At 38.1% G+C, this 19989-nt stretch carries 19 protein-coding genes and 1 tRNA gene; 6 read left to right on the top strand and 14 right to left on the bottom strand.

Features of this window, described 5'->3' with window-relative positions:
• Positions 1–286: 286 nt before the first annotated feature.
• Positions 287–359: transfer RNA gene (locus QMD82_01985), tRNA-Ile, on the top strand.
• A gap of 12 nt (positions 360–371) precedes the next feature.
• Here the strand turns inward: QMD82_01985 and QMD82_01990 are convergent.
• The 8 genes from QMD82_01990 to QMD82_02025 are packed head-to-tail and all read right to left on the bottom strand — an operon-like array spanning position 372 to position 6229.
• A complete protein-coding gene (locus tag QMD82_01990; GenBank protein MDI6850695.1) occupies positions 372–1499 on the bottom strand; it encodes a DUF4097 family beta strand repeat-containing protein in 1128 nt (375 codons plus the stop codon).
• Positions 1496–1909 carry a PspC domain-containing protein gene (locus tag QMD82_01995; protein ID MDI6850696.1) on the bottom strand — a complete coding sequence of 138 codons (414 nt, stop codon included), beginning with the start codon at positions 1907–1909 and terminating at the stop codon, positions 1496–1498. The genes QMD82_01990 and QMD82_01995 overlap by 4 nt, the downstream gene beginning before the upstream one ends.
• A 1-nt stretch (position 1910) precedes the next feature.
• Positions 1911–2108: a PspC domain-containing protein gene (locus tag QMD82_02000; GenBank protein ID MDI6850697.1), complete on the bottom strand. Its 198-nt coding sequence runs from the start codon at positions 2106–2108 to the stop codon at positions 1911–1913.
• Positions 2109–2798, bottom strand: coding sequence for a hypothetical protein (locus QMD82_02005; GenBank protein ID MDI6850698.1), 690 nt, complete (start codon positions 2796–2798; stop codon positions 2109–2111).
• Positions 2795–4396, bottom strand: coding sequence for a hypothetical protein (locus QMD82_02010; GenBank protein MDI6850699.1), 1602 nt, complete (start codon positions 4394–4396; stop codon positions 2795–2797). Before QMD82_02010 ends, QMD82_02005 begins: the two co-directional genes overlap by 4 nt.
• A 2-nt stretch (positions 4397–4398) precedes the next feature.
• Complete coding sequence (locus tag QMD82_02015) at positions 4399–5151, bottom strand: ABC transporter permease subunit (GenBank protein ID MDI6850700.1); 753 nt, start codon at positions 5149–5151, stop codon at positions 4399–4401.
• Positions 5148–5855, bottom strand: a complete 708-nt coding sequence (locus QMD82_02020) for an ABC transporter ATP-binding protein (protein MDI6850701.1) — start codon at positions 5853–5855, stop codon at positions 5148–5150. Before QMD82_02020 ends, QMD82_02015 begins: the two co-directional genes overlap by 4 nt.
• Positions 5852–6229, bottom strand: a complete 378-nt coding sequence (locus QMD82_02025) for a GntR family transcriptional regulator (protein ID MDI6850702.1) — start codon at positions 6227–6229, stop codon at positions 5852–5854. Before QMD82_02025 ends, QMD82_02020 begins: the two co-directional genes overlap by 4 nt.
• A gap of 272 nt (positions 6230–6501) precedes the next feature.
• On the opposite strand from QMD82_02025, the gene QMD82_02030 reads away from it, so the two are divergent.
• Both QMD82_02030 and QMD82_02035 read left to right on the top strand, forming a co-directional pair.
• On the top strand, positions 6502–8115 hold the full coding sequence (locus QMD82_02030; GenBank protein ID MDI6850703.1) for a carbon starvation protein A: 1614 nt from the start codon (positions 6502–6504) through the stop codon (positions 8113–8115).
• A gap of 23 nt (positions 8116–8138) precedes the next feature.
• Positions 8139–8927 carry a YhfC family glutamic-type intramembrane protease gene (locus tag QMD82_02035; protein ID MDI6850704.1) on the top strand — a complete coding sequence of 263 codons (789 nt, stop codon included), beginning with the start codon at positions 8139–8141 and terminating at the stop codon, positions 8925–8927.
• Between the two features lie 220 nt (positions 8928–9147).
• Here QMD82_02035 and QMD82_02040 read toward each other — a convergent pair whose 3' ends face one another.
• Entirely contained in the window at positions 9148–9642 is a 495-nt protein-coding gene (locus tag QMD82_02040; GenBank protein ID MDI6850705.1) for a hypothetical protein, read from the bottom strand.
• Between the two features lie 233 nt (positions 9643–9875).
• Entirely contained in the window at positions 9876–10001 is a 126-nt protein-coding gene (locus QMD82_02045) for a hypothetical protein (GenBank protein ID MDI6850706.1), read from the bottom strand.
• A gap of 54 nt (positions 10002–10055) precedes the next feature.
• Here QMD82_02045 and QMD82_02050 point away from each other — a divergent pair, with 54 nt between their 5' ends.
• The gene (locus QMD82_02050; GenBank protein MDI6850707.1) at positions 10056–10643 is read left to right on the top strand and encodes a TetR/AcrR family transcriptional regulator; all 588 of its coding nucleotides are present in this window, start codon (positions 10056–10058) and stop codon (positions 10641–10643) included.
• A gap of 1 nt (position 10644) precedes the next feature.
• Positions 10645–11691 (top strand): NAD(P)-dependent oxidoreductase, encoded by a 1047-nt coding sequence (locus QMD82_02055; protein MDI6850708.1) that lies wholly within the window; start codon positions 10645–10647, stop codon positions 11689–11691.
• A 214-nt stretch (positions 11692–11905) separates the two neighbouring features.
• Here QMD82_02055 and QMD82_02060 read toward each other — a convergent pair whose 3' ends face one another.
• A complete protein-coding gene (locus QMD82_02060) occupies positions 11906–12580 on the bottom strand; it encodes a hypothetical protein (protein MDI6850709.1) in 675 nt (224 codons plus the stop codon).
• Positions 12581–12722: 142 nt separating this feature from the next.
• Here QMD82_02060 and QMD82_02065 point away from each other — a divergent pair, with 142 nt between their 5' ends.
• Positions 12723–14135 carry an ankyrin repeat domain-containing protein gene (locus QMD82_02065; protein MDI6850710.1) on the top strand — a complete coding sequence of 471 codons (1413 nt, stop codon included), beginning with the start codon at positions 12723–12725 and terminating at the stop codon, positions 14133–14135.
• A gap of 279 nt (positions 14136–14414) precedes the next feature.
• On the opposite strand, the gene brxL is transcribed toward QMD82_02065, so the two are convergent.
• From brxL to QMD82_02080, 3 genes are all read right to left on the bottom strand, one after another.
• A complete protein-coding gene (gene brxL, locus QMD82_02070; protein ID MDI6850711.1) occupies positions 14415–15848 on the bottom strand; it encodes a BREX system Lon protease-like protein BrxL in 1434 nt (477 codons plus the stop codon).
• Positions 15845–18196, bottom strand: coding sequence for a BREX-4 system phosphatase PglZ (pglZ, locus tag QMD82_02075; GenBank protein MDI6850712.1), 2352 nt, complete (start codon positions 18194–18196; stop codon positions 15845–15847). The genes brxL and pglZ overlap by 4 nt, the downstream gene beginning before the upstream one ends.
• Positions 18197–18199: 3 nt before the next feature.
• Positions 18200–19989 (bottom strand): hypothetical protein (locus QMD82_02080; GenBank protein MDI6850713.1); only part of this gene is annotated, 1790 nt, incomplete at its 5' end.

Raw genomic sequence — 19989 nt, forward strand, 5'->3', positions numbered from 1 at the left:
GTTTAAATATTTGTTTGTTGCTCTGCTCAAAATGAGCATATTACCATGTTGGAAAAATACATCTGATACGGTGAACTGTCAAGTCTGCGCTTTTCCGCGATAAAGGGCTATAAAAAAATGATAATTACTTAAAATCCACAGAATGGGCAAACGATGAATAGGGTTTATTAAACATCCCCTCGTATCTTGGATAATTTAAGCACAAAATGCACATTTTGAAAGTCTGCTTTTGAGTTATCCTTATCTCTTGAAAATCCGCGAGGAAAATTTTATAATTATACAACGTGGGCCCGTAGCTCAACCGGCAGAGCAGCGGACTCATAATCCGTTGGTTCGGGGTTCGAGTCCCTGCGGGCCCACTTCTTATTTTGTTACCTTATATTCACCTTACCAGAGAGTGTCTCAATAAATATCTTAGCCTGTGAAGAGTCTTTAAATTCTCCTTTAAACCCTTTTCTGATTGCTACGGGAAGCCTGTCAATATCAACCTTTTCAATCTCAATATCACCTGAAACCGTCTTCAAATTAACAATACCTTTTAGCCACTTAGGCGAAACTCTGCATTCAATATCACCATTAACCATCTCCACCTCGAGCCTTTCGAATTCCAGATTCTCATGAAGTCTAATGTCTCCGTTTACTCCGCTTATTTCAAGGCGCTTACCCTTTGCCTCTCTAATTTCAAAACTCCCATTCACTAAGGAAAGGCGTATACTTTCCTCAGAATAAATTCTTTCCCCATCAAAATCCCCATTCACGTTGGAAAATTCAAAATCACGAGTAGATATTTCTCTAAACTCTGCATCACCATTCACCTGACTTATTTCCAAATCCCTTAAAGCCAGTTTTTCCATATCTAAGTCCCCGTTAACGTTTTCAATCTTTAGATTCTTGCCCTTAGGAACTCTTAGACTTAAATGTCCTTTATATCCCTTCTCAGCCAGAAACCTTTTTATACCTTCCAAGCCACTTCTCATGTCCCTGATTCTCAAAATTCCTTCATCCCCCATTCTCTGGTAGGTATATTCTACTGAATCAGCAAAAAACTCCCCTCTTTTCCCGCCAATGTAAAGCTCCGATTCCAACTTTCCCTCGTCAGATTGCCTGACGGTTATATCAAGATCCTTTATATTTTCGACCTTAACTTTAATGGTCTCAATCCCTTTGAGGTCTTCGTTAAGGATAAAAGTTGCCGAAGTATCGTAGAGTACCTCATTTTTTATAACAATCTTCCGGTGTTTTTCAAAACTTTTAACCTTTCTGGGCGAGAAAATTACAACTAAAATAGAAAGTATAAGGAAGATCACAATAATAACGCCCCTTGCTATCCTGTCTTTAACGATCATTTCAAGGCCTATGAATACCAGTATTAAAGGCCAGAACTTGCCGATGATTCCCCACACACTTCCCGTTACAAGACCAAAATTCCTAAGAAGGAAGAGAATGCCCAGAATCAGTAATGTAACACCTATCCATAATTGTCCACTTCTCTTCTTCATTTTCCAGCCTCCTCTTTCTTAGATACCCCCCTGTAAATGATCCAAACACCGAGAATTATAAGAAGAATAGGCCATATCTTGTCCCAGGCCAAAAAGAGTCCGAAATAGTTTCTGATCAGAAAGTAAACTCCGAGAGCTATGAGGAAAATACCGGCAACAATGCGTGCGCTTCGATCACTCTCATCACTCTGGACCTCGGTCCCTATTTCTTCTGCTTTTTCCCCTTCGCTTTCCTCTGCGGGAACTACAATCCACGCCAGAATATAGAACACAATTCCGAGACCATCTATCAGTGCTAAAAGCACCATTGCAAGCCTTACAAGGCTCACATCAACGTTAAAATACTCTGCAAGCCCTGCACAAACTCCGCCCAGCATTTTTCCTTTTATCTTTCTTCTGAACTTTTTCATCTTACTCCTCCTCTGGTATTATTATCCAGGCAAGAAGATAGAACAACAGTCCCCCTCCCCATGCCAGTGTTAAAGCAATTAAAATTAACCTTACAATAATCACATCAATGCCAAGGTAATCGGCAAGGCCAGCACACACTCCTCCCAACACCCTGCCATCTTTCTTTCTTACCAGTTTTTTTATCTTTCCTCCGCTCATTTATTCTTCTTCAACCCTCAATAATTTTATAACGTTAAAATTCCCATAAACTTTTAAAATACTTTGCGGTCCAGCAAACTCATTTAATTTTTCTGCAACCTTAAGCCTATTTATAAGCCCCATTCTATGAATAGTCACCTTCTTCGTGCAAATTATCTCGGAACCCTCAGCATTGAAAATGTAACTAACCTTACTAAGGTCACCAGTAATTTTAAAAGTTCCCGCCAGGATTGTGATATCGCCTCGATCTTCTGCTCTTTTCCCAGATATTCGTGAGTTGCCACGTAATTGACTGATATTCAAAATATAAACCTGCGAGCTCTCTACTTCAATGGAAAGAGAAGAAAATTTCGAATTCAGGTCAATTTTTAGTGTATCAATATTCTCAAGGTTTATCTTTAAAGCAGAAAATTCTGCATAAAAATTCAAGCAAAGATTTCTCACCTCTGGTGAAACAAAAAGCTTAATCCTTTTGCTGGTTAATGGGGGCAAACTACTTGAGATTTCTCCAAAATCATAGACCATTTCGCCTTGTGCAGGGTAAGCCCTGGGGAGAGCCCCAAGGGCATAGGTACTCTCCCCGGGCTGGATGATAAGCTCAATTCCCTGCAATCTCCCTTCTACACGGAGGGTAGCCGTTTTTGAGGAAGGTAACACAATGCCTATAAGAAGCAATACAGTTCCTATCATATTCTTTTATTAAACCTCATAAAGTATTTAATCTGATTTGAAACCTTATCCCTGGTTACGAAGACACCACACCCATTGAAGATGTTAATTCCCCCGAGAAAATCTCCGTAGAATTTCCCATCAATCAGACCCCCGTAAACGCCGATGATGAAATCAACAAAATTGGTGGGAACAATTAAGTACTCATGGGCAAGCACGAACCTTCTTGCAGAAAAGTAACCAGTCGGATATCCTGGAAGGGTTGTTGGGCCGCCAATGGTAAACCCGTAAGGGAAGGTATCGTTTTCAGTATAGCCTGCACTCAACTTGTGATAGAACTCCAATGGGGAAATTTCGGTTTTACCTTCTACGTCCGCCTGAAGGCGCACAAACCTTTCATTTATTGGTGTTTCAAAGAAATATTCTCCCGAAATTCTTGCAAAATCTCTATACCCCAGTTCTAATTTAACAATTCGGTTCATACCCTCATATGCACCAGGATTTTCCCTGAAATCCTTTTCTTTGTAAAAGATGGAAAAGTTCGTTTTATTTGATAGACTTGCATGCTTTTTCTGACTATAGGTAATCTTAGTTCCAAAATCTTTTATTCTGGTTGTCAGGTAAAGATCAAACCCCTCGGACTTATAATAATCTGGAACGTCGTCTTTGAAAAGTAGCGCCTGCCAGGAGTTTTCACCCCTCGTCACCTTCCAGAAATCCGAATGAACGTGATAGTTATATAAGGAAAGCCCAGCCCCTATTTTTACCCCCTTTGAAAGTAAAAACTTTTCTACATCCAGATAGTACTGAAATCTTTTCGAGGCAGTCCCATAACTAAGAGTAAAAGCGTATCTTCCCCAATCTTTGACACTATTGGAACCCAAACTAATAAGAAGGCCATCAACTCTATTGAAGGAAAGGAGAGAAAAAGAAGGTTCAAAATGGACAAAGGTTTCACCCTTTTGGGTAGTAGACTTCGAAACATTTACTAAATTTTCAATTTCCACTGGAAGGTCAATGGAACCCGACACAGACCCCACATTGTAAGAATAAAGGCTATCAGCATACAGTACATCCGGTTTTTTAATCTCAATGTCCCCTTTAACACTGCTGATTGTAAAATTTCCTGGCACAAAATCCACTATAATATCACCATTTACTGAAGTTACCTGCACTGTGGGCAAGATTAGGGTGTCGGGTTCAAACTCCATATAGACGTCGCCAAAGACATTAAGCACTACGAGGTTTGATATAGGTTTTCCCGACACTTCAATGTCTCCTTTGACATTGGAAACATTTACACCCTTACCGGTAAATGGCACATTAGAAATCACTTTAAAATCAACAAAGATACCATTAAGTTCAATCTTTTCTACAATAGAAGGTATTTCAATCTCCATACTCTTATCGCCCACTATCTTCACTGTTAACTCTCCATCTTTAAGCTCCGCGGTATACCCTTCATCCTCAGAAAAATCCACTCCATCTACGCTGTCAATCACAACGGAGATTTGCGGCCCAGGTTGCATGAACGCTGGACCCGTTTGTTTAATTGTTATATTTTTTACATTTTCAGCTGAAATTGTGCCCAATAGCAAAATTGTCAACAGACAATTCATACCTACACCTCCACTTTTTTATTGAATAGGAAAATCCCCAAGATTATAAGAGCGACACTTGCAAGGGCTCCGGCCGCCAGCCCTTGACAATCCAATCCAGACAACACTATCAACTCCTCACCCCCAAAGGTTCGGTGCAAAGGGGCCCCCTGAGGTAGAAAGTTAAAGAGTTTCTTTAAAAATGACATAAAAGCTGACATTATGTAAAGATAAGCAAAAAACAAAAGTGCATTCAGGAAGAAACTCTTAGTTTTAAGCGAGAGAATTAGAATCTCATAGAACTGAAAAACTATAAAAACAAACAAAGATAAAAGGAAAAAGTGAAAAGTGATATAGGTAATCGTCATTGCCCCGGATTTAAACTCAACACTACCCACAGCCTTGGAAAAAAGCAAAGTCAATAGCGGTAAGTGAGAAAAGATAGTAATGCAAAGAGAAAGAAAAAGAGCCTCGATTGCAAATGCCAAAAACTTAGAAACAACAATCTCCCGACCATCAACGGGAAGGGATAGCAAGAACTCAAGGGTATTCCGGTCCTTTTCACGCTTAATTGTAGAATATCCTCGGTAAATTGCATAGGCAAGGACCATCACAAAGGAAAGAACAGCGATCAAAATTGATAAAGCGCCAAGAGCTTTAATATCACCGAAGTTCTTTAACGTACCGTAAATGGTTGCAGTTAAAATAACCCCTGCAAAAATCATGCTATTAATGAAATTTTCCCGAATTTCTTTCCAAATAAGCTTCCCTATCATGACAGGCCTCCAAATACTTCAAAATACATAGCTTTTACTGACTTACCATACTTCTCCCTCAATTTCTCGCAATTTTCGTCAAGAACCACATCACCTTCTTTAAAGAAAATTACCCTGCTGAAAATTTCCTCAAGCCCTTCCACAAAATGGGTAGAAATGAGCGCCGTCCTCTCTCCGCCAATCAGGAAACCTTTCAAGAGGTCAAGAATCCTATCCCTCGAAAGCATATCAATACCCGAAAAAGGCTCATCCAATAAAATAATCTCAGGTGACCGGGAAATTGCCATGATAACTTTGAGCCTCTGCCTGTTGCCCTTTGACAATTCACCCACTTTTTTATTCAACTCAAGATTTTCGTTTTTTAAAAGTTCTTTCGCCACCTCCACGTTCAAGTCAGGGTAAAAGGTCTTCAGAAAACTTAAAAGCTCCCCAATCCTCATCCATTTGTAAAAGGTGTCGTTTTCAGAAACATAAGCAATATTTTTTCGCGTAGATTTACCGACAATCCCTCCAAGAACTTCCATGTATCCCGAAGTTGGCTTTACTATACCGCTCAGAATTCTCAAAAAAGTGGATTTACCACTCCCGTTAGGCCCACATATCCCCACAATCTCGCCCCTTTTTACTTCTAAAGTGATGTTTTGAAGGGCGACAACAGATCCGTATTTTTTGTAAAGATTTGCAACTTTAATAACCCCACTCATTCAAGCATCTCCTTTAAAAGGATTAAAATTTGTTCTTTAGAAATACCTAACTCTTCCATCTCTTTTTTATATCTTTCAATGACTTCTTTAACCATTGCCTCTTTAAGTTTAACCGCAACACTTTTATCCTCGTTAACAAAATTGCCCTGACCTCGCTTTGTAAATATAGTGCCATCCCTTTCAAGCTCCTCGTACGCCTTTTGTACCGTATTCGGATTAACGCCCAGGAAAAGCGCCATATCCCTGACGGAAGGAACTTTATCGCCGGGCTTTAAAACCCCCCGCACGATAAGTTTCTTCACAAAATTCATTATTTGTAAATAAATTGGCAGGTTTGGATCGAAGTTTGGTTTTTTCAGCCCTTCAAGTGTCATAGTTATATAATACACTATTATACTCGTACTGTCAAGAGGGTATGGGTAAGAATACCCAAAACGCTGGTATATCAATGAGTTCCTAAATTTTGTCATTGAAAAAGTTAATGCTTTTAGGGTTGCACCTCCAAAATTTACAAGCCCGGACGATACCTTATTCCTGCAATTGGCTCAAGAATAGAATTTAAATTCTTTAAAGACTCGGATAAGCAAGTCACAGCTTAAATCCATTCTATTTTCCTAATTTCTAATAAAGGTTTTATAATTTTTTGATGAGTACTCTTTATATTGTAGCAGTTATTTTGATTTTTGCTCTTGCCTTCAAGTTTTACGGAAGGTTCCTCGAAAACACCTACGGGGTGAAGAAAGAGGAACCCGTTCCCTCAAAAGAAAAATACGACGGCGTTGACTACGTTCCCACCAATAAACTCGTGCTTCTCGGTCATCACTTCTCCTCCATCGCCGGTGCAGGCCCAATAGTAGGACCAATCATAGCAGGCCTTGCCTTTGGCTGGGTACCGGCAATACTCTGGATCGTTCTCGGGTCCATTTTTATCGGTGGTCTTCACGACTTCTCCTCCCTTATAATCTCCATAAGACACGGTGGAAGGTCCATAGCAGAAGTAGCAAAAAAGTACATCAACAAAAGAACCTACAAAATCTTTCTCATATTCATCTGGCTTGCGCTAATGTATGTTGTAGCAGTATTTCTTGATTTAAGTGCCGACACCTTTGCGAAAGAACCAGTCGTTGCCCAGGTCAGCATTCTTTATATACTTATTGCAATTCTTTTCGGCATCTCTCTTTACCGTCTCAAAATCAAACTCGGCCTTTCAACGGTGGTTGCACTACTTTTAATTTTTGCGGGGATCCTATTTAGCCTAAACAATCCACTTATCATCCTCTCCAAAACTCAGTGGATTTGGATTTTAACCTTATACGCATTTTTAGCGTCAATCCTGCCTGTTTGGTTTCTTTTGCAGCCAAGAGACTATCTTTCAAGCTACTTCCTCTACTTTACCCTTCTGATTGGGCTTATAGGCTTGATATTTGGAAAGAACTCGATTAACTACCCCGCATTTGTAAGCTTTAACTCTAAATCCATAGGTCCTCTAATTCCATTTATGTTCATAACCATAGCCTGTGGAGCCATCTCGGGGTTTCATTCCCTCGTTTCCTCCGGAACTACTTCTAAGCAACTGGACAATCCTAAAAATGCCAGATTCGTTGCTTACGGCGGGATGCTCCTCGAAGGTGTGGTTGCTGCCATTGCCCTTTCAACGGTGATGATCCTTTCAAAAGGTCAAACCGTATCAAATCCCCAACAAATTTACTCTGAGGGAATTGGGAAATTTTGTTCCATCATAGGTATTAAACCACGAGCTGGCCAAATCCTCGGCTATCTCGCCGTATCTGCCTTCATTTTGACGACTGTTGATACCGCAACGAGAATTGCAAGATACATTTTTCAGGAACTCTTTGAGATTAAAGAAAGCCTTGCCGCCCGAATCTTTGCCACCATGGCTTCACTGATCCTGCCAATACTTTTACTAAATATGAAATTAAGAGACTTCTCAGGAAACGTCGTGCCTGTCTGGAAAGTCATTTGGCCCATCTTTGGAACCACCAACCAGCTCCTCGCAGCCCTTGTTTTGCTAATTATCTACGTGTGGGTAAAGAGGGAAAACTTCAAACATTCCTTAGCCATAATTTTGCCCATGATTTTTATGCTCGCCATGACTCTGACCGCCCTTGCCTACACCCTCGTAATCAAAATGACTCACGGGCAATACGACGTAATAACCATAACCGCCCTTATTCTGTTTGCCCTGGCTATTTTTGTTGTGGTTGAATCGGTTTCAGCCATCAGAAAAAAAGAAGCCTGATTTCAACAATTTAAGGAGAGGATATGTTAATTATTGCCTTTATCATAGAGATGATAATAATGATGGGAATACCCATCTTCTTATGGGTATTCCTGACGAAAAAATTCAACTTACAAATGAGTCTCATCTGGGCTGGCGCGATAACTTTTATTCTTTCTCAGGTTGTTCACATCCCCCTCAACTACGCCATTGGCTTGTTAAAGGGTGGGAGAGGTGTTGCCCTGTGGCCACTTCCAGCGATGGCTCTTATTGCAGGGCTTTCTGCCGGCTTTTGCGAAGAGGTTGCAAGATATCTGGTTCTTAAATTCTGGAGAAGAGACGCAAGATCCTGGCAAGAAGGGGTAACCTTTGGGGCTGGCCACGGTGGAATTGAATCCATACTCCTTGGAGTCCTTGTCCTTTCAACTTTCGTAAACATGCTTGTTCTCAAGAGTGGTGGATTGGAAAGACTCAGCCTCCCTGAAGAAACCCTGTTAAAGCTCAAACAGCAGATAGAGACCTACTGGTCAATCCCCTGGTATATTCCAATCCTTGGTGGCCTGGAAAGAATTTTCGCAATTACAATGCATATAGCCTGGACTCTCCTTGTACTCCAAGCCATTCTAAGGTCTAACATACTCTGGCTGGTTTACGCCATATTGGCGCATACTATTGTTGACGGTGTCGCACTATTTATGAGATCAATGGGATATTCTGTAGTTCAGATGGAAGCGGTGATTCTCGTTTTTGCCCTTATAGCCCTGTGGATCATATTTGCTTTAAAAAAGAGAGAACCGCAGAGAGAGGAGAATAAGACCTCACCGCAAACCTAACATCCTATAGAAATTTAGAAAATACCGGAATCGAATAAATTACCTGCAAAAATAAAGGCAAAGTGCCTGCACACTATCCTTCATACTTATTCTTGAACTGCTATTCTACACCAATAGATTCCCGGGAGACGACATCAAAACTATACTATATTCTGTCAGATCTTAATAAGGATTGGCAGAATTTGGGGGTGTAATAGGATCAATAAAGTTATTGGAAAAACTAATCCTCTGGTATTTCAAAGTCCATTAAGTCGGGGTACTTTTCCCGTTTTTCTTTCGCCTTCCTCTTTTCTTCTTCCTTCGATTCTTCCGGCTTAATCTCTTCCTTCTTCACTTCTTTCTCGGGATGAAACTCAGAAAAAATGTCATAAAAATCGTGAATACCGAGTTCTTCCCTATCCATTGGCTGTACCGTTTCCTCTTCCTCAATCCCAAAGTCAAACCTACCCTCTTCGAATTCACCAAATATTTCCTGCACCTCATCTATAAGCAAATCGAGAGCGCCCCTTTCTTTAAACCTCACAAGAGTCTTTATTGCTGAACCCTTTAATTTAGATGAAGATTTTGCAATAATTTCAATCAATAGATTTAAAACTTTGACAACTTCGTACTTGCTGGTGAAATCATACTCCGCTATCTCTTCAAGAATTTTCAAACGTTCTTCCAGCTTAGCCTTCTTGAATTTTTCAAAAAGCTCATCAATCGACAACAACATAATAAAATTTTATACCCTCACAGAATAAAAAGCAAAATTTAAGAATCTTTCTAAACGTAAATTTGGTTAATAAATTCTCTAACCGCATTTAACGAATATTCCCTTGTGCTCATCGCACACCACTGAGGAATTTCGTGCGGGCCATCGTCCACAAACACAACGCTCTTTCCTTGCACTTCCAAATCCACAGTAATGGAAAATAAAGCAGGATTTCTTACCGGCCATCCACTACATCACTCTTCCCTTCTACTTCCAAACCCGTTCTCACCACAGTTCTGTTCCCTAATACTCATAAATTTCCCTCTGTATACAAGAAAAATTACAACATAGATAACATCTAAACCCATCCCCCTTGACATTCCAAACCCCATAGTCCATAATACATACCGACCAGTCGGTATAAAGGAGTGAAAATGGGAGAGCAAGAAACCAGAGCAAAAATTCTAAAAGCGGGAGAGGAGCTCTTTTCCCTTAAGGGATATGATGCAACCTCAATTCAGGAAATTTGTGAAAAGGCAGAGGTGAGCAAGGGTGCCTTCTTCCACTACTTCCCGACTAAAGAGAGGTTCTTCCTCGAAATTCTTGACCTCTGGCTAAAAGATCTGACTTCACGAATCAATGAATACATTGAAACCTCACAAAATGTATATGAAAGCCTTTTAAAAATGACCGAACTCTTCAGGGAAATATTCCGGGAATCTCGCCCTAAATTCCTCTTATTCATCGAATTTCTAAGGGCGGGCATCAGAGACGAAAACATCCTTAAAAAACTCTCAGAATATTTTGAACTTTACACAAATTACTTCTCACAAATTATCTCCGAAGGGATAGAAAAGGGAATTTTAAAGAAAGTTGACACGAGAGTTACCGCCCACGTCATAGTTTCCTATGCCATCGGAACCATTGAACAGCAAATTTTCAAGGAGGATAATCATGAATTCGAAGAAATAAGCAAAGAAGGCATAAGGCTCATACTTGAGTCCATTAAAAAGGAGGAATAAAATGAAAGTGCTCTTGACAGGAGCTTTTGGAAACATTGGGCAGAGTGCCATTGAGGCCCTGCTCAGCCAATGTGATGAGGTCCGATGTTTTGACCTCAAAACAAGGAAAAACATAAAAGTATTTAAAAAATTAAAGAAAAAATACGGCAAATCCCTTGAAGTATTCTGGGGTGACATCACAAAAGAGCAGGACATAGAAAAGGCCCTGGAAGGCACAGATGTGGTTGTGCATCTTGCCTTCATCATTCCGAAACTATCGGCCACCGGCCTCGAATCGGAAAAGGTCCCCGAAATCGCCTATAAGGTAAATGTAGAAGGAACAAGAAATCTCATAAAGGCAATGGAAAAACTCAAGAAACCTGAAAAAATCATCTTCACCTCTTCCGTCCACGTCTTCGGCATTACCCAGCACCTTGAACCACCGAGAAAACCCGACGACCCCGTTAACCCGCCAGAGCATTATTCAAGGCACAAAGTTGAATGTGAAGTCATGCTAAAAAACTCCAGCCTTAAATGGTCAATCTTCCGCCTTGCCGCCTCCATGCCAATAAACTTAAAAATTGACAAAACCTTGTTTGAAATCAATTTGCAGAACCGAATGGAATACGTCCACACAAAAGACGTAGGAATCGCCATCGCCCATGGAGTAAGAAGCGAAGAGATCTGGGGTAAAATCCTATTAATTGGTGGGGGCAAAAGGTGCTGGCATACCTATGGTGAAATCGTTGAAAAGGTGCTGGAAGGCATCGGCATTGGAACATTCCCAAAAGAGGCTTTTTCAAAAGAATACTTTGCCACCGACTGGATGGACACCGAAGAAAGCCAGAGACTTCTAAACTACCAGACAAGAACCATTGACGACTATGTAAAAGACCTCCAAAAAGCTCTCGGCTTAAAGCTCTTCTTCATCAGGCTATTCCGCCCCACCATCCGCTTCCTCCTGCTGAAAAAATCCCCTTACTACCGAAGAAAAATAATACCTCAAAGGGTGATATGGTGGAATTATTGGAGAAATTTGAGCAGGAAGGAGGAGGGGCGGATCAGCTAAAATAAATAACCCAGTACCAAATAAGCTCATTAAAAGTCAAGTACATCTTCTCTATGATTACCTCCAAATTCCCTTCAATAATTAAATAACAAGCAAAGCATGCATGCCCTCAAATTAAAAAGTTTTTGGCGAATTTTTAAGCGATCCTTTTAAAGTTAGAAATTTAAATATAACTTAATTATACACTTGGCAACCTTCAGAATAATAACTAAATTCAGAATGTTTCAAGCAAATATGACATAAATCGTCGGGGATAAATTGTTGCTTTGAGAATTTTTTCAAGCTGATAAATAGGATAAGGTTCAGCAAAACTCTTCAAATCTGAACCCCTTGGTAATTGTGGACTGCGTTCATTCCACACTCCAACAGTGATATCATTTATTATGGGAACATACTCCCGAAAACTCTCAACATCCAGAGTATCAGTACGGACTATATTTAAAGTGGATTTGTGAATATCTAATCTTATTAGGCCAGCAAACCCCAAGGGCCGCTGGGATTGTAGTCTAAATCTTGTATACCACGTAAAGTGCATACTAGCATATCCATCACTTTCGTCCCAATATAGTCCACGTCCTTTCACATCGATCTCTTGCGATAGTAACCTAACTTTAGAGCGTTCATTGTGAGCAATTTTTAGAATTGCTTGTGGATTTTTAGGTTTTAACCTGTGGGATTTAATAATCCCAACAGCATACTTTAATAGTTTATCCTCTAAATACCCTTCATGTTCAATATTAAGTTCATTTTTAAGAATTCTAAAAGCTCGCTTTCTCCATTTATCGATAAAATATAGTGGGCCGTCAACTAAAATCCATTTTTCGGGAAACTCCTTTCTAAATCTTGCCCAGGGAGTTATAATAGGAGAAGTACCACCAGATGCGAGCAAGAAACACTACGATGATCAAACAAACACACATTAAGCAGAAACAAATTTTACGCATTATTAAATATCGTGCTACTCTTAAAAATATGCATTTAAACAAAAACGCTACTTTATCTGAAACGAACACTAAATTAAAGGACAAATTATGAATCTAAATGACGTGCTGATTCTTGCCTCTGCAGATGGGAACTTATCGGTTGTTAAATATTTTGTGGAAAAGGGCTTGGTACAAATAGATTATGAGGATGAGTATGGTAAAACTCCTTTAATGTATGCTATAGAGAACGGACATCTGGATTTAGCCAAATATCTTGTAGAAAACGGGGCTAACATTAGCTTAAAAGACAAGGAAGGATGGACAGCCTTAACGTACGCTGCTTACCACGGGCATTTGGAGATAGTTAAATACCTTGTGGAGCGAGGAGCTAACATTAACGCCAAAGATAATGAGGGGTGGACTCCTTTAATGTACGTTTCGCAAAACGGATATATAGATATAGTTGAATACTTGATTGAGAATGGAGCGGATATTAACACTAAAGATAACGATGGTTGGACCACTTTAATGTGTGCAGCTCAAGAAGGTCATTTAGAAATAGTCAAATATCTAATTAGAAAAGGAGCCAATGTTAATGCAGCGGATAATTATGGATGGACAGTACTAATGTACCAATCTGATAGCGGAAACTTGCATATGGTTAAATACCTTGTGGAGCAAGGAGCTAACATTAACGCCAAAGATAATGAGGGTTACACTGCACTGATGTGCGCTGCTAAAAAAGGTCACCTTGATGTTGTTAAATACCTTGTAGAGCAAGGAGCAGATGTCAAAGCCAAGAACAATAAGGGGTTAACCGCTTTACACCTAGCTAAGGAAAAAGGACACAAGAAAATAGTTAACTTCCTTAATGAATTCCTAAAGAAATCAAGTGTAGTAATAGATTCAAAAATTAACATCAATAAACTGTTAATAAAAGCGGTCGAAGAAGGTAATCTCGCCAAGGTAAAAAGTCTTGTAAAAAATGGTGCAAATGTCAATTTTAAAGACGAAAAAGGCTGGACTGTTTTAATGTCCGCAGCTCTTGTCGGAAATCTGGATATAATCAAATACCTTATAAAGAGAGGATGCAATGTAAACGAAGGAAGAATTGATGGTTTCACAGCTTTGATGACAGCAGCTTTCTGTGGTCATTCGGACATAGTTAAACACCTCGTGGAAAATGGTGCAGATATTAAAGCTAAAGATAATAAAGGCCTGGATGTTTTAATGTGGGCAGCTTACCAAGGTCATTTGGACATAGTTAAATACCTTGTGGAAAATGGTGCAGATATTAATGCCAAAGATGATAAAGGATGGAATGTTTTAATGTGGGCAGCTTACCAAGGTCATTTGGACATAGTTAAATACCTTGAAAAAGAAGCAAGAAAAGAAAATCTTAAGTCAGAGGAAAATAAAAAAACTAAAGAAGAAACTGAAAATTTGGAAGATCTCTTAGATCTGGAATACTTAGAATTTTGGGAGAATTTAGACGATTTAGATGATGAAATTGATCTTTGATCACATACATAAAGGAACTTGCGTTACCTGGGGTTTGCATATCTCAGTGTACAAGGCAGCGAACTTAATCCAGAGAATTAAACAAGAGGGAATCCTTTAAGTAGGTTACTTTGGGAGAATTTAATAAGAGTTATTATATAGTAGTTAACACTGCCAATTAAAAGTTTTTGTTAGAGGCGTGTAAAAAACAAAAATGAACTTATCTATTTCATAGTTTCCGGGAGACAATACATTCTCAATATTCAATGCCGGAAGAACGAAATCACTAAAAGTGCTGTCCTATCTCTTCACTTTTATGTCAGGTAGTTCCTCTTTATATTCAGCATCCATTAAATGCAATTGCCTTCTTATTATAGCTCTCTTTTCTATTGCCGGTCTTAAACAGAAGATTTCGAATTCATCTTTATCAATTTCTGAAACTTCTCTAACATGAGGGAACAATAATTTCAGATAGCCAGTTGCCAATCTTTTAATTGCAGTGGTGTCTCTTGTATCTGCTTTAGGAGGTATATTCAAGAGTTCATCCACCATAGTAGCATATTCGGAACGTGTTCTCAGATTGTGTAACACTTCGGCAAAATATTCAACATTCAAAGCATAGCCGCTAATTTTCAAATCTTCATTAATCCTCGGAAGTCTCCATCCCTCAATAAAGCCGTGAAATCTATCAAATAAGGCTGACTCATTAAATGATTCTGGCAGTTCATTAAAATAAACCATACTTAAAGGTTTTAATTCCCTGTCCAATTGAACATTACCAAGAAGCATAAATCCCGCATCAGATTCTCCATGGTAGTTTCCTACCGTAAACTTACCTAACTCTAAATAACTTTTTAAAGCCGCCCTCATTTCTTCATCATTTGAAAACTCTATCGTTTGTACCTCATCAAATGCAACAAAATCATATCTCGTGATGAATCCAGGAACATTCCTTCCCATATCATAAAACATCTTTGCTCTTGTTACTTTTCCCCCACTTACACACCATCCATATTTACTAATGTTGTTAAAAATATAAGTTTTTCCTGTTCCTTTAGGGGCAAGCTCAATCAAATTAACCCTTGGTTCGACAAAAACGATGAGCCTCGATACGAATAGTAACTTCTGTTCAAGACTGTGGAACCCATCAGGGTTATATTCCATAGATCTTACGAGTAAATCTACCCATTCTTCAAGGCCAAATTCTTTTCTTCCTTCTTTGTAATACTCAAGATCTATTTCGTACGGTTTAAAAGGTTGGTAATCTTGAATAACAATAAAATTCTCTTTCTCTTCCTCTTGGTATTTGAGTTCAAAGATACCCCATACTTCACCACCCTTTAATTCAGGATTCCTCTCAACAACGTATTCAGGTACTTTTCCTTCATTAAAGTTGATACCAAGATCGGGTATTGAGAATCTAAATATACCTCTCTTGATGTCCGGCTCAATCAATGCACGGGCCAATATCTTAATAGGAGTCCTGTCGTGCATTAAACTTCCTTTAAGTCTTTTCGCCGATTCCTTTTGCGGAATGTGCTTATCTATGTAATCTCTCATTTCTTCTACATCTATTCTGCCATCTTCGTATGAAAACTTTTTAACAAGCCAGTCTTTTATGAAAGACGGGAGGTTTTTGCCCTCAAATACACTGTAGTTTTCTTTTATTTTAAGTAGGGACTCTTCTGGAAAAATTTCCTTAATTTTTTTATCCAAGTGATTTAACTCTTTCATGACAGTAAATCCCTTTCTTGAATTCCACCCTTTATCCTGACCCTACGTTTATCTACAAAATCCCCAATTATAAAACTTAATTCGTAATCTCCGGGTTTAAGAACACCTAAGTTAATTTGATAGCAACCTTCCTCTTCAGAATACATTGCATTAAATCTCTGATTCGCATACTTGACTACAACTTCAGCGCTTGGAGCTGGTGCCACGGTAAAACTCAATATAGGTCTCCTTACGTTAATTTCTTCGTTTAATAACGTAATTTCGTAAGATAGCCATTTAGGCACTTTTTCGCCTTTTAATTCAAACTTCGTCGCATAAATGATAGGGACCAATACCTCCTCAGGAGTCGCTCCGCCATGGGTTTCAGGAGATCTCGGATACCAAAATGAAGTATGTTTAAGGGCTATGACATACACTCTATCATTAATTTCGTGTTCTATCACATCTTCTTTCACAATAAGATCCATCCCTTTTTCTAAAATAGCGTATCTCACCTCATTTTCTTTCACAGTGAATCCTGGTAACTTCTGTTTTTGGGTTTCCCTGTTAGCAAAGGCTGTAAACCCGTGATCAGATACTATGACGAATCTATTTTTGCCTTTCAACACAATATTTTTCAATATCCCCTTTATTATTTCTATTTCTTGTATAAGTTTTGGGTATTTGTTCGAACCTTTCTGTTCGTGTAAAAACTTGTCAAGAGCATCTATTCTCTCAATTCCCTCAAACTGATTCAATTCGGTTATAGAAGGAAGATTTGATACAGCAACATCCACCTCTACATTATACCCCTTTTCTTCTAACAATCCTCCTACCAACCGAATAAATTCTAAGGATAAGGCATCGATCCATACCACATCATCTTCTTCTATCTTGTAGTTGCTCAGCCTCGTAAACGAATAATACCAACTAAAAAAGCTATCTTCGTCTCTATTTTTTTCGTTCAAAATTTCTAAAAGTCTTATAGTAGGTTGATTTCTCAATCTTGATATGCGATATTCATCAAAGTACTCTAAAATCCAACTTTGCTCTGGCTTAAGATCTCTGAATTTTATATCTTTTCGAAGATAATAGTGAAGATCGGGATATACATCTTCCAGGTTGTCAATCATTTCGTAATTCTCAATGATCCACAATTTCTCGTAGGGAGTAGTTCCTGTCAGGTATATCATAAAATCTTTCGGCTGAAGTTGCTGGCTTTTCCCTTCCAAGAACTCATCTACCTCAGAAATAATTGTATCCAACTGAATCTCCTGCTTAAATAAATTTGTGAGAGCCAACCGTCTTTCTTCCAGAATTTCAGTCTTTGGTTTTTTATCTTCAAAGATGAGTGTATAGTATTTATTAATAATTTCGGCCTTTTCGGTAGATTGCAGTGAAGTTAGAATCCTCGAGGCATAGGTTTCTTTGAACTCTTCTCTATTTACCACATAATTTTTTAGAAGCCAACAATGAAAATCATCCCTTTTAAACCACAAACAGAGTAAATTCTCAATATTTACCTTTCTTACATTAAAAAGGTCCTCAATCAACTCGTAAAAGTTTGAAATTCTCTTCTTTTCTACTATTCTGCTCAAAGTTTCCCAATGCTTTTTATCGTTTTCACTGTATTCAACAGGCACATTGATATTAAACAGAGCACTTAAAAGTTCCTTATGGTTTTTAATTATGTGCACATTAAAAGTGTCGTCACTCAATACGTAAGATCGGAGTGAATTCAAGGTTTCAGAAAAACAAACTATATTATTGAAATTTTGTAAATCCTTCTCCCATATGTTTAAAAAATCTCTTGACGTTCTTGCAATATAAGAATTTTCTAACTCTATGTCTTTTAAAAAGTTTAAAAAGTACAAGTTGTAAGCTTCCCTTTCACCTTCTAAAATAAAAAAAGGCTTTATCTCGTTTCGTCTCGGGAATTTTTCGAAAAAGAATTTCTCGAACTTACCTTTGATCCCTACTAAGGGTATGTATATTCTCCTCCGTAAATTGTCCCCGGCATTCTCTATGCTCATAAGAGTACTTAGTAGCGAAAAGAATTCATCCTCCGAGAGAAATCTGCAATATTCCGACAAAGAAAGGATGATATAATCCTTGTTGCGTTCGAAACCGGCGATCATACTAATTATATCATGCGTGGTAATCCAAGCATCTTCGTTACTTTCAAAATTTTCGAGCTCGGTAAGTCTTTTCACGTTTAAAGCTAGTTGAGATGTAAAATGGCTCAGAAGAATCTTCAAATCTTTATAGTTATCCAATAAGATAAACCTTACAGGAAACCTTCTAAGAGTTATACTTGCTGTTTCTTTTTCATTTTCTATCATCTTTAAAAAATCATTCAACCAAATCATGACTTAGAGAAGTTCATCTAACTTAGAAATTATTTGCGGGTAAGTCTCAACGAGTTTTAACAAAATATCTCTCAAATCTTTATTAGTAGTTTTTACCTTCTGCACTACCTGCTCTTTCATTTCTTTACCTAATATAGATAGAAATATCTCCTTTTCTCTTAGAATAAGATTCTCCACTTCTATCTTCCTCCAATAATAATCTTCATTCTTCAGCTTAGCCTTGATTGCGTTCAAAATTCTTGAAACGTCCTCATTAACATTGAGAATCTTTTTAACCCAGTATTTGTAAAATTTTTCTACCTGAGAAGACTCCCAAATTGACTTGATTCTGTCTTTGTTTCTTTCAATTAGTTGATAAAGGTTTTCCAAATCCTGTAAAAAGTACACTGGGTCATCCTTACCTGATACTATAAACTCCGACAATTTGTGTACTGCCTCTTTAATCTCTTCGTCACTTACCAGCCCAACAGCCCAAAAAGGATAAGGCATCTCAGCAACTCGATTTTTTACTTTAATTCTTAAATCATCCGTTGACTTTAAATAGTTTTCTTCCAAATTGAAAATCTCTGCGACCTGTTTCAAGAAATTGTACTTTTTAAGAGACTTAATCAAATCTTTTTCTTCCCAAAAGCAAGGTTCTTTTTGAATATCTCCTCTTATAAAGTCTAAGAAGTTGTTTATGTCATTTATCGAACACATCGAATTTCTGCTCTTTAACCACTCTTGAATTCCCCTTTCTGCCGTTTCTGAATTAAGATTTTTGTGTAAAAGATTTTCAAATGACGGGAGTAATTCAAGAAATTTTTCGATTTCCTCTTGAGATGGATCTTTATAACTTCTGACAAATTCCTCTAAAAAATCAATGATATCTTCAACTCGTAATACATACTTAATGCTCCAAAGCGGGTATTTAAGATTTGTATTTATATAATTTTTGACCGAATCTTTCAACTCTTGAATGCTATTTACTCTTTGCAAGTCAAATAAGCTGCTTAATTTATTTATAAATTCAACCTTATACCTTTCACGTGTTTTTTCGCTCTCCCAATCTTTTAGCTTCAGAAGTACTTTTTCCTTCTCCCATAAAGCAACTTCTTCTTGCATGTTTTTATGCAGGTACTCAATCACTTCATCTACTTCGCTCTCATTAATTTTGACAGTATTTTTCTCACTCAATAACCAATTTTTAAAGCCTTCTCTCACCTTTTCTCTTTCTAGCAACAACATTAAATCTGTCTTGAAGTTCTTAAAGTAAGGTAGTATCTTCTTTATGAGCTCTTCAGTAATTTCTTTATCAACCCTTTTATTCAAATAGTCAATTCCTCTTATAGCATTAAGTAACTGAACATTTCCTGACAGCAAACCTTCTAAACTCCAGATAGGAAGATTAACCTTTCTTATCCATTCCCTTATACCCCATTTAGCTTGATTTAAATTCTCAACTTGCTCCAACCTGAAGATTTCTTTTAAAATTTCAGTAAGCTCGATCTCATCTTGTCTTCCATATCTCACCTCTAATTTCTCTTTTCCCCTATTAGTTGTTAAATAATTAAAAACCTCTTTAATTTTTTCCTTCATTAAGATTGGGGTTATCTTCCGCCCCGTACCTGATTCATATAGTTTATTTACGTATGGCCTTAAAACAAATCCTAAGAGTGAGTAGTGAACCATATTGGGATAAATACCATAAGGCGGTTCCTTTAAAAATTCCAGGATATCACCCAAATTAAAGGTTTTACCCTCATGCTCCTTAATCCGATTTTCCACTTCCTTGAAAATTTTAAAAGTTGGGT

It is taken from the genome of bacterium (assembly GCA_030019025.1).
Taxonomy (GTDB): domain Bacteria; phylum Hydrothermota; class Hydrothermia; order UBA1063; family UBA1063; genus UBA1063.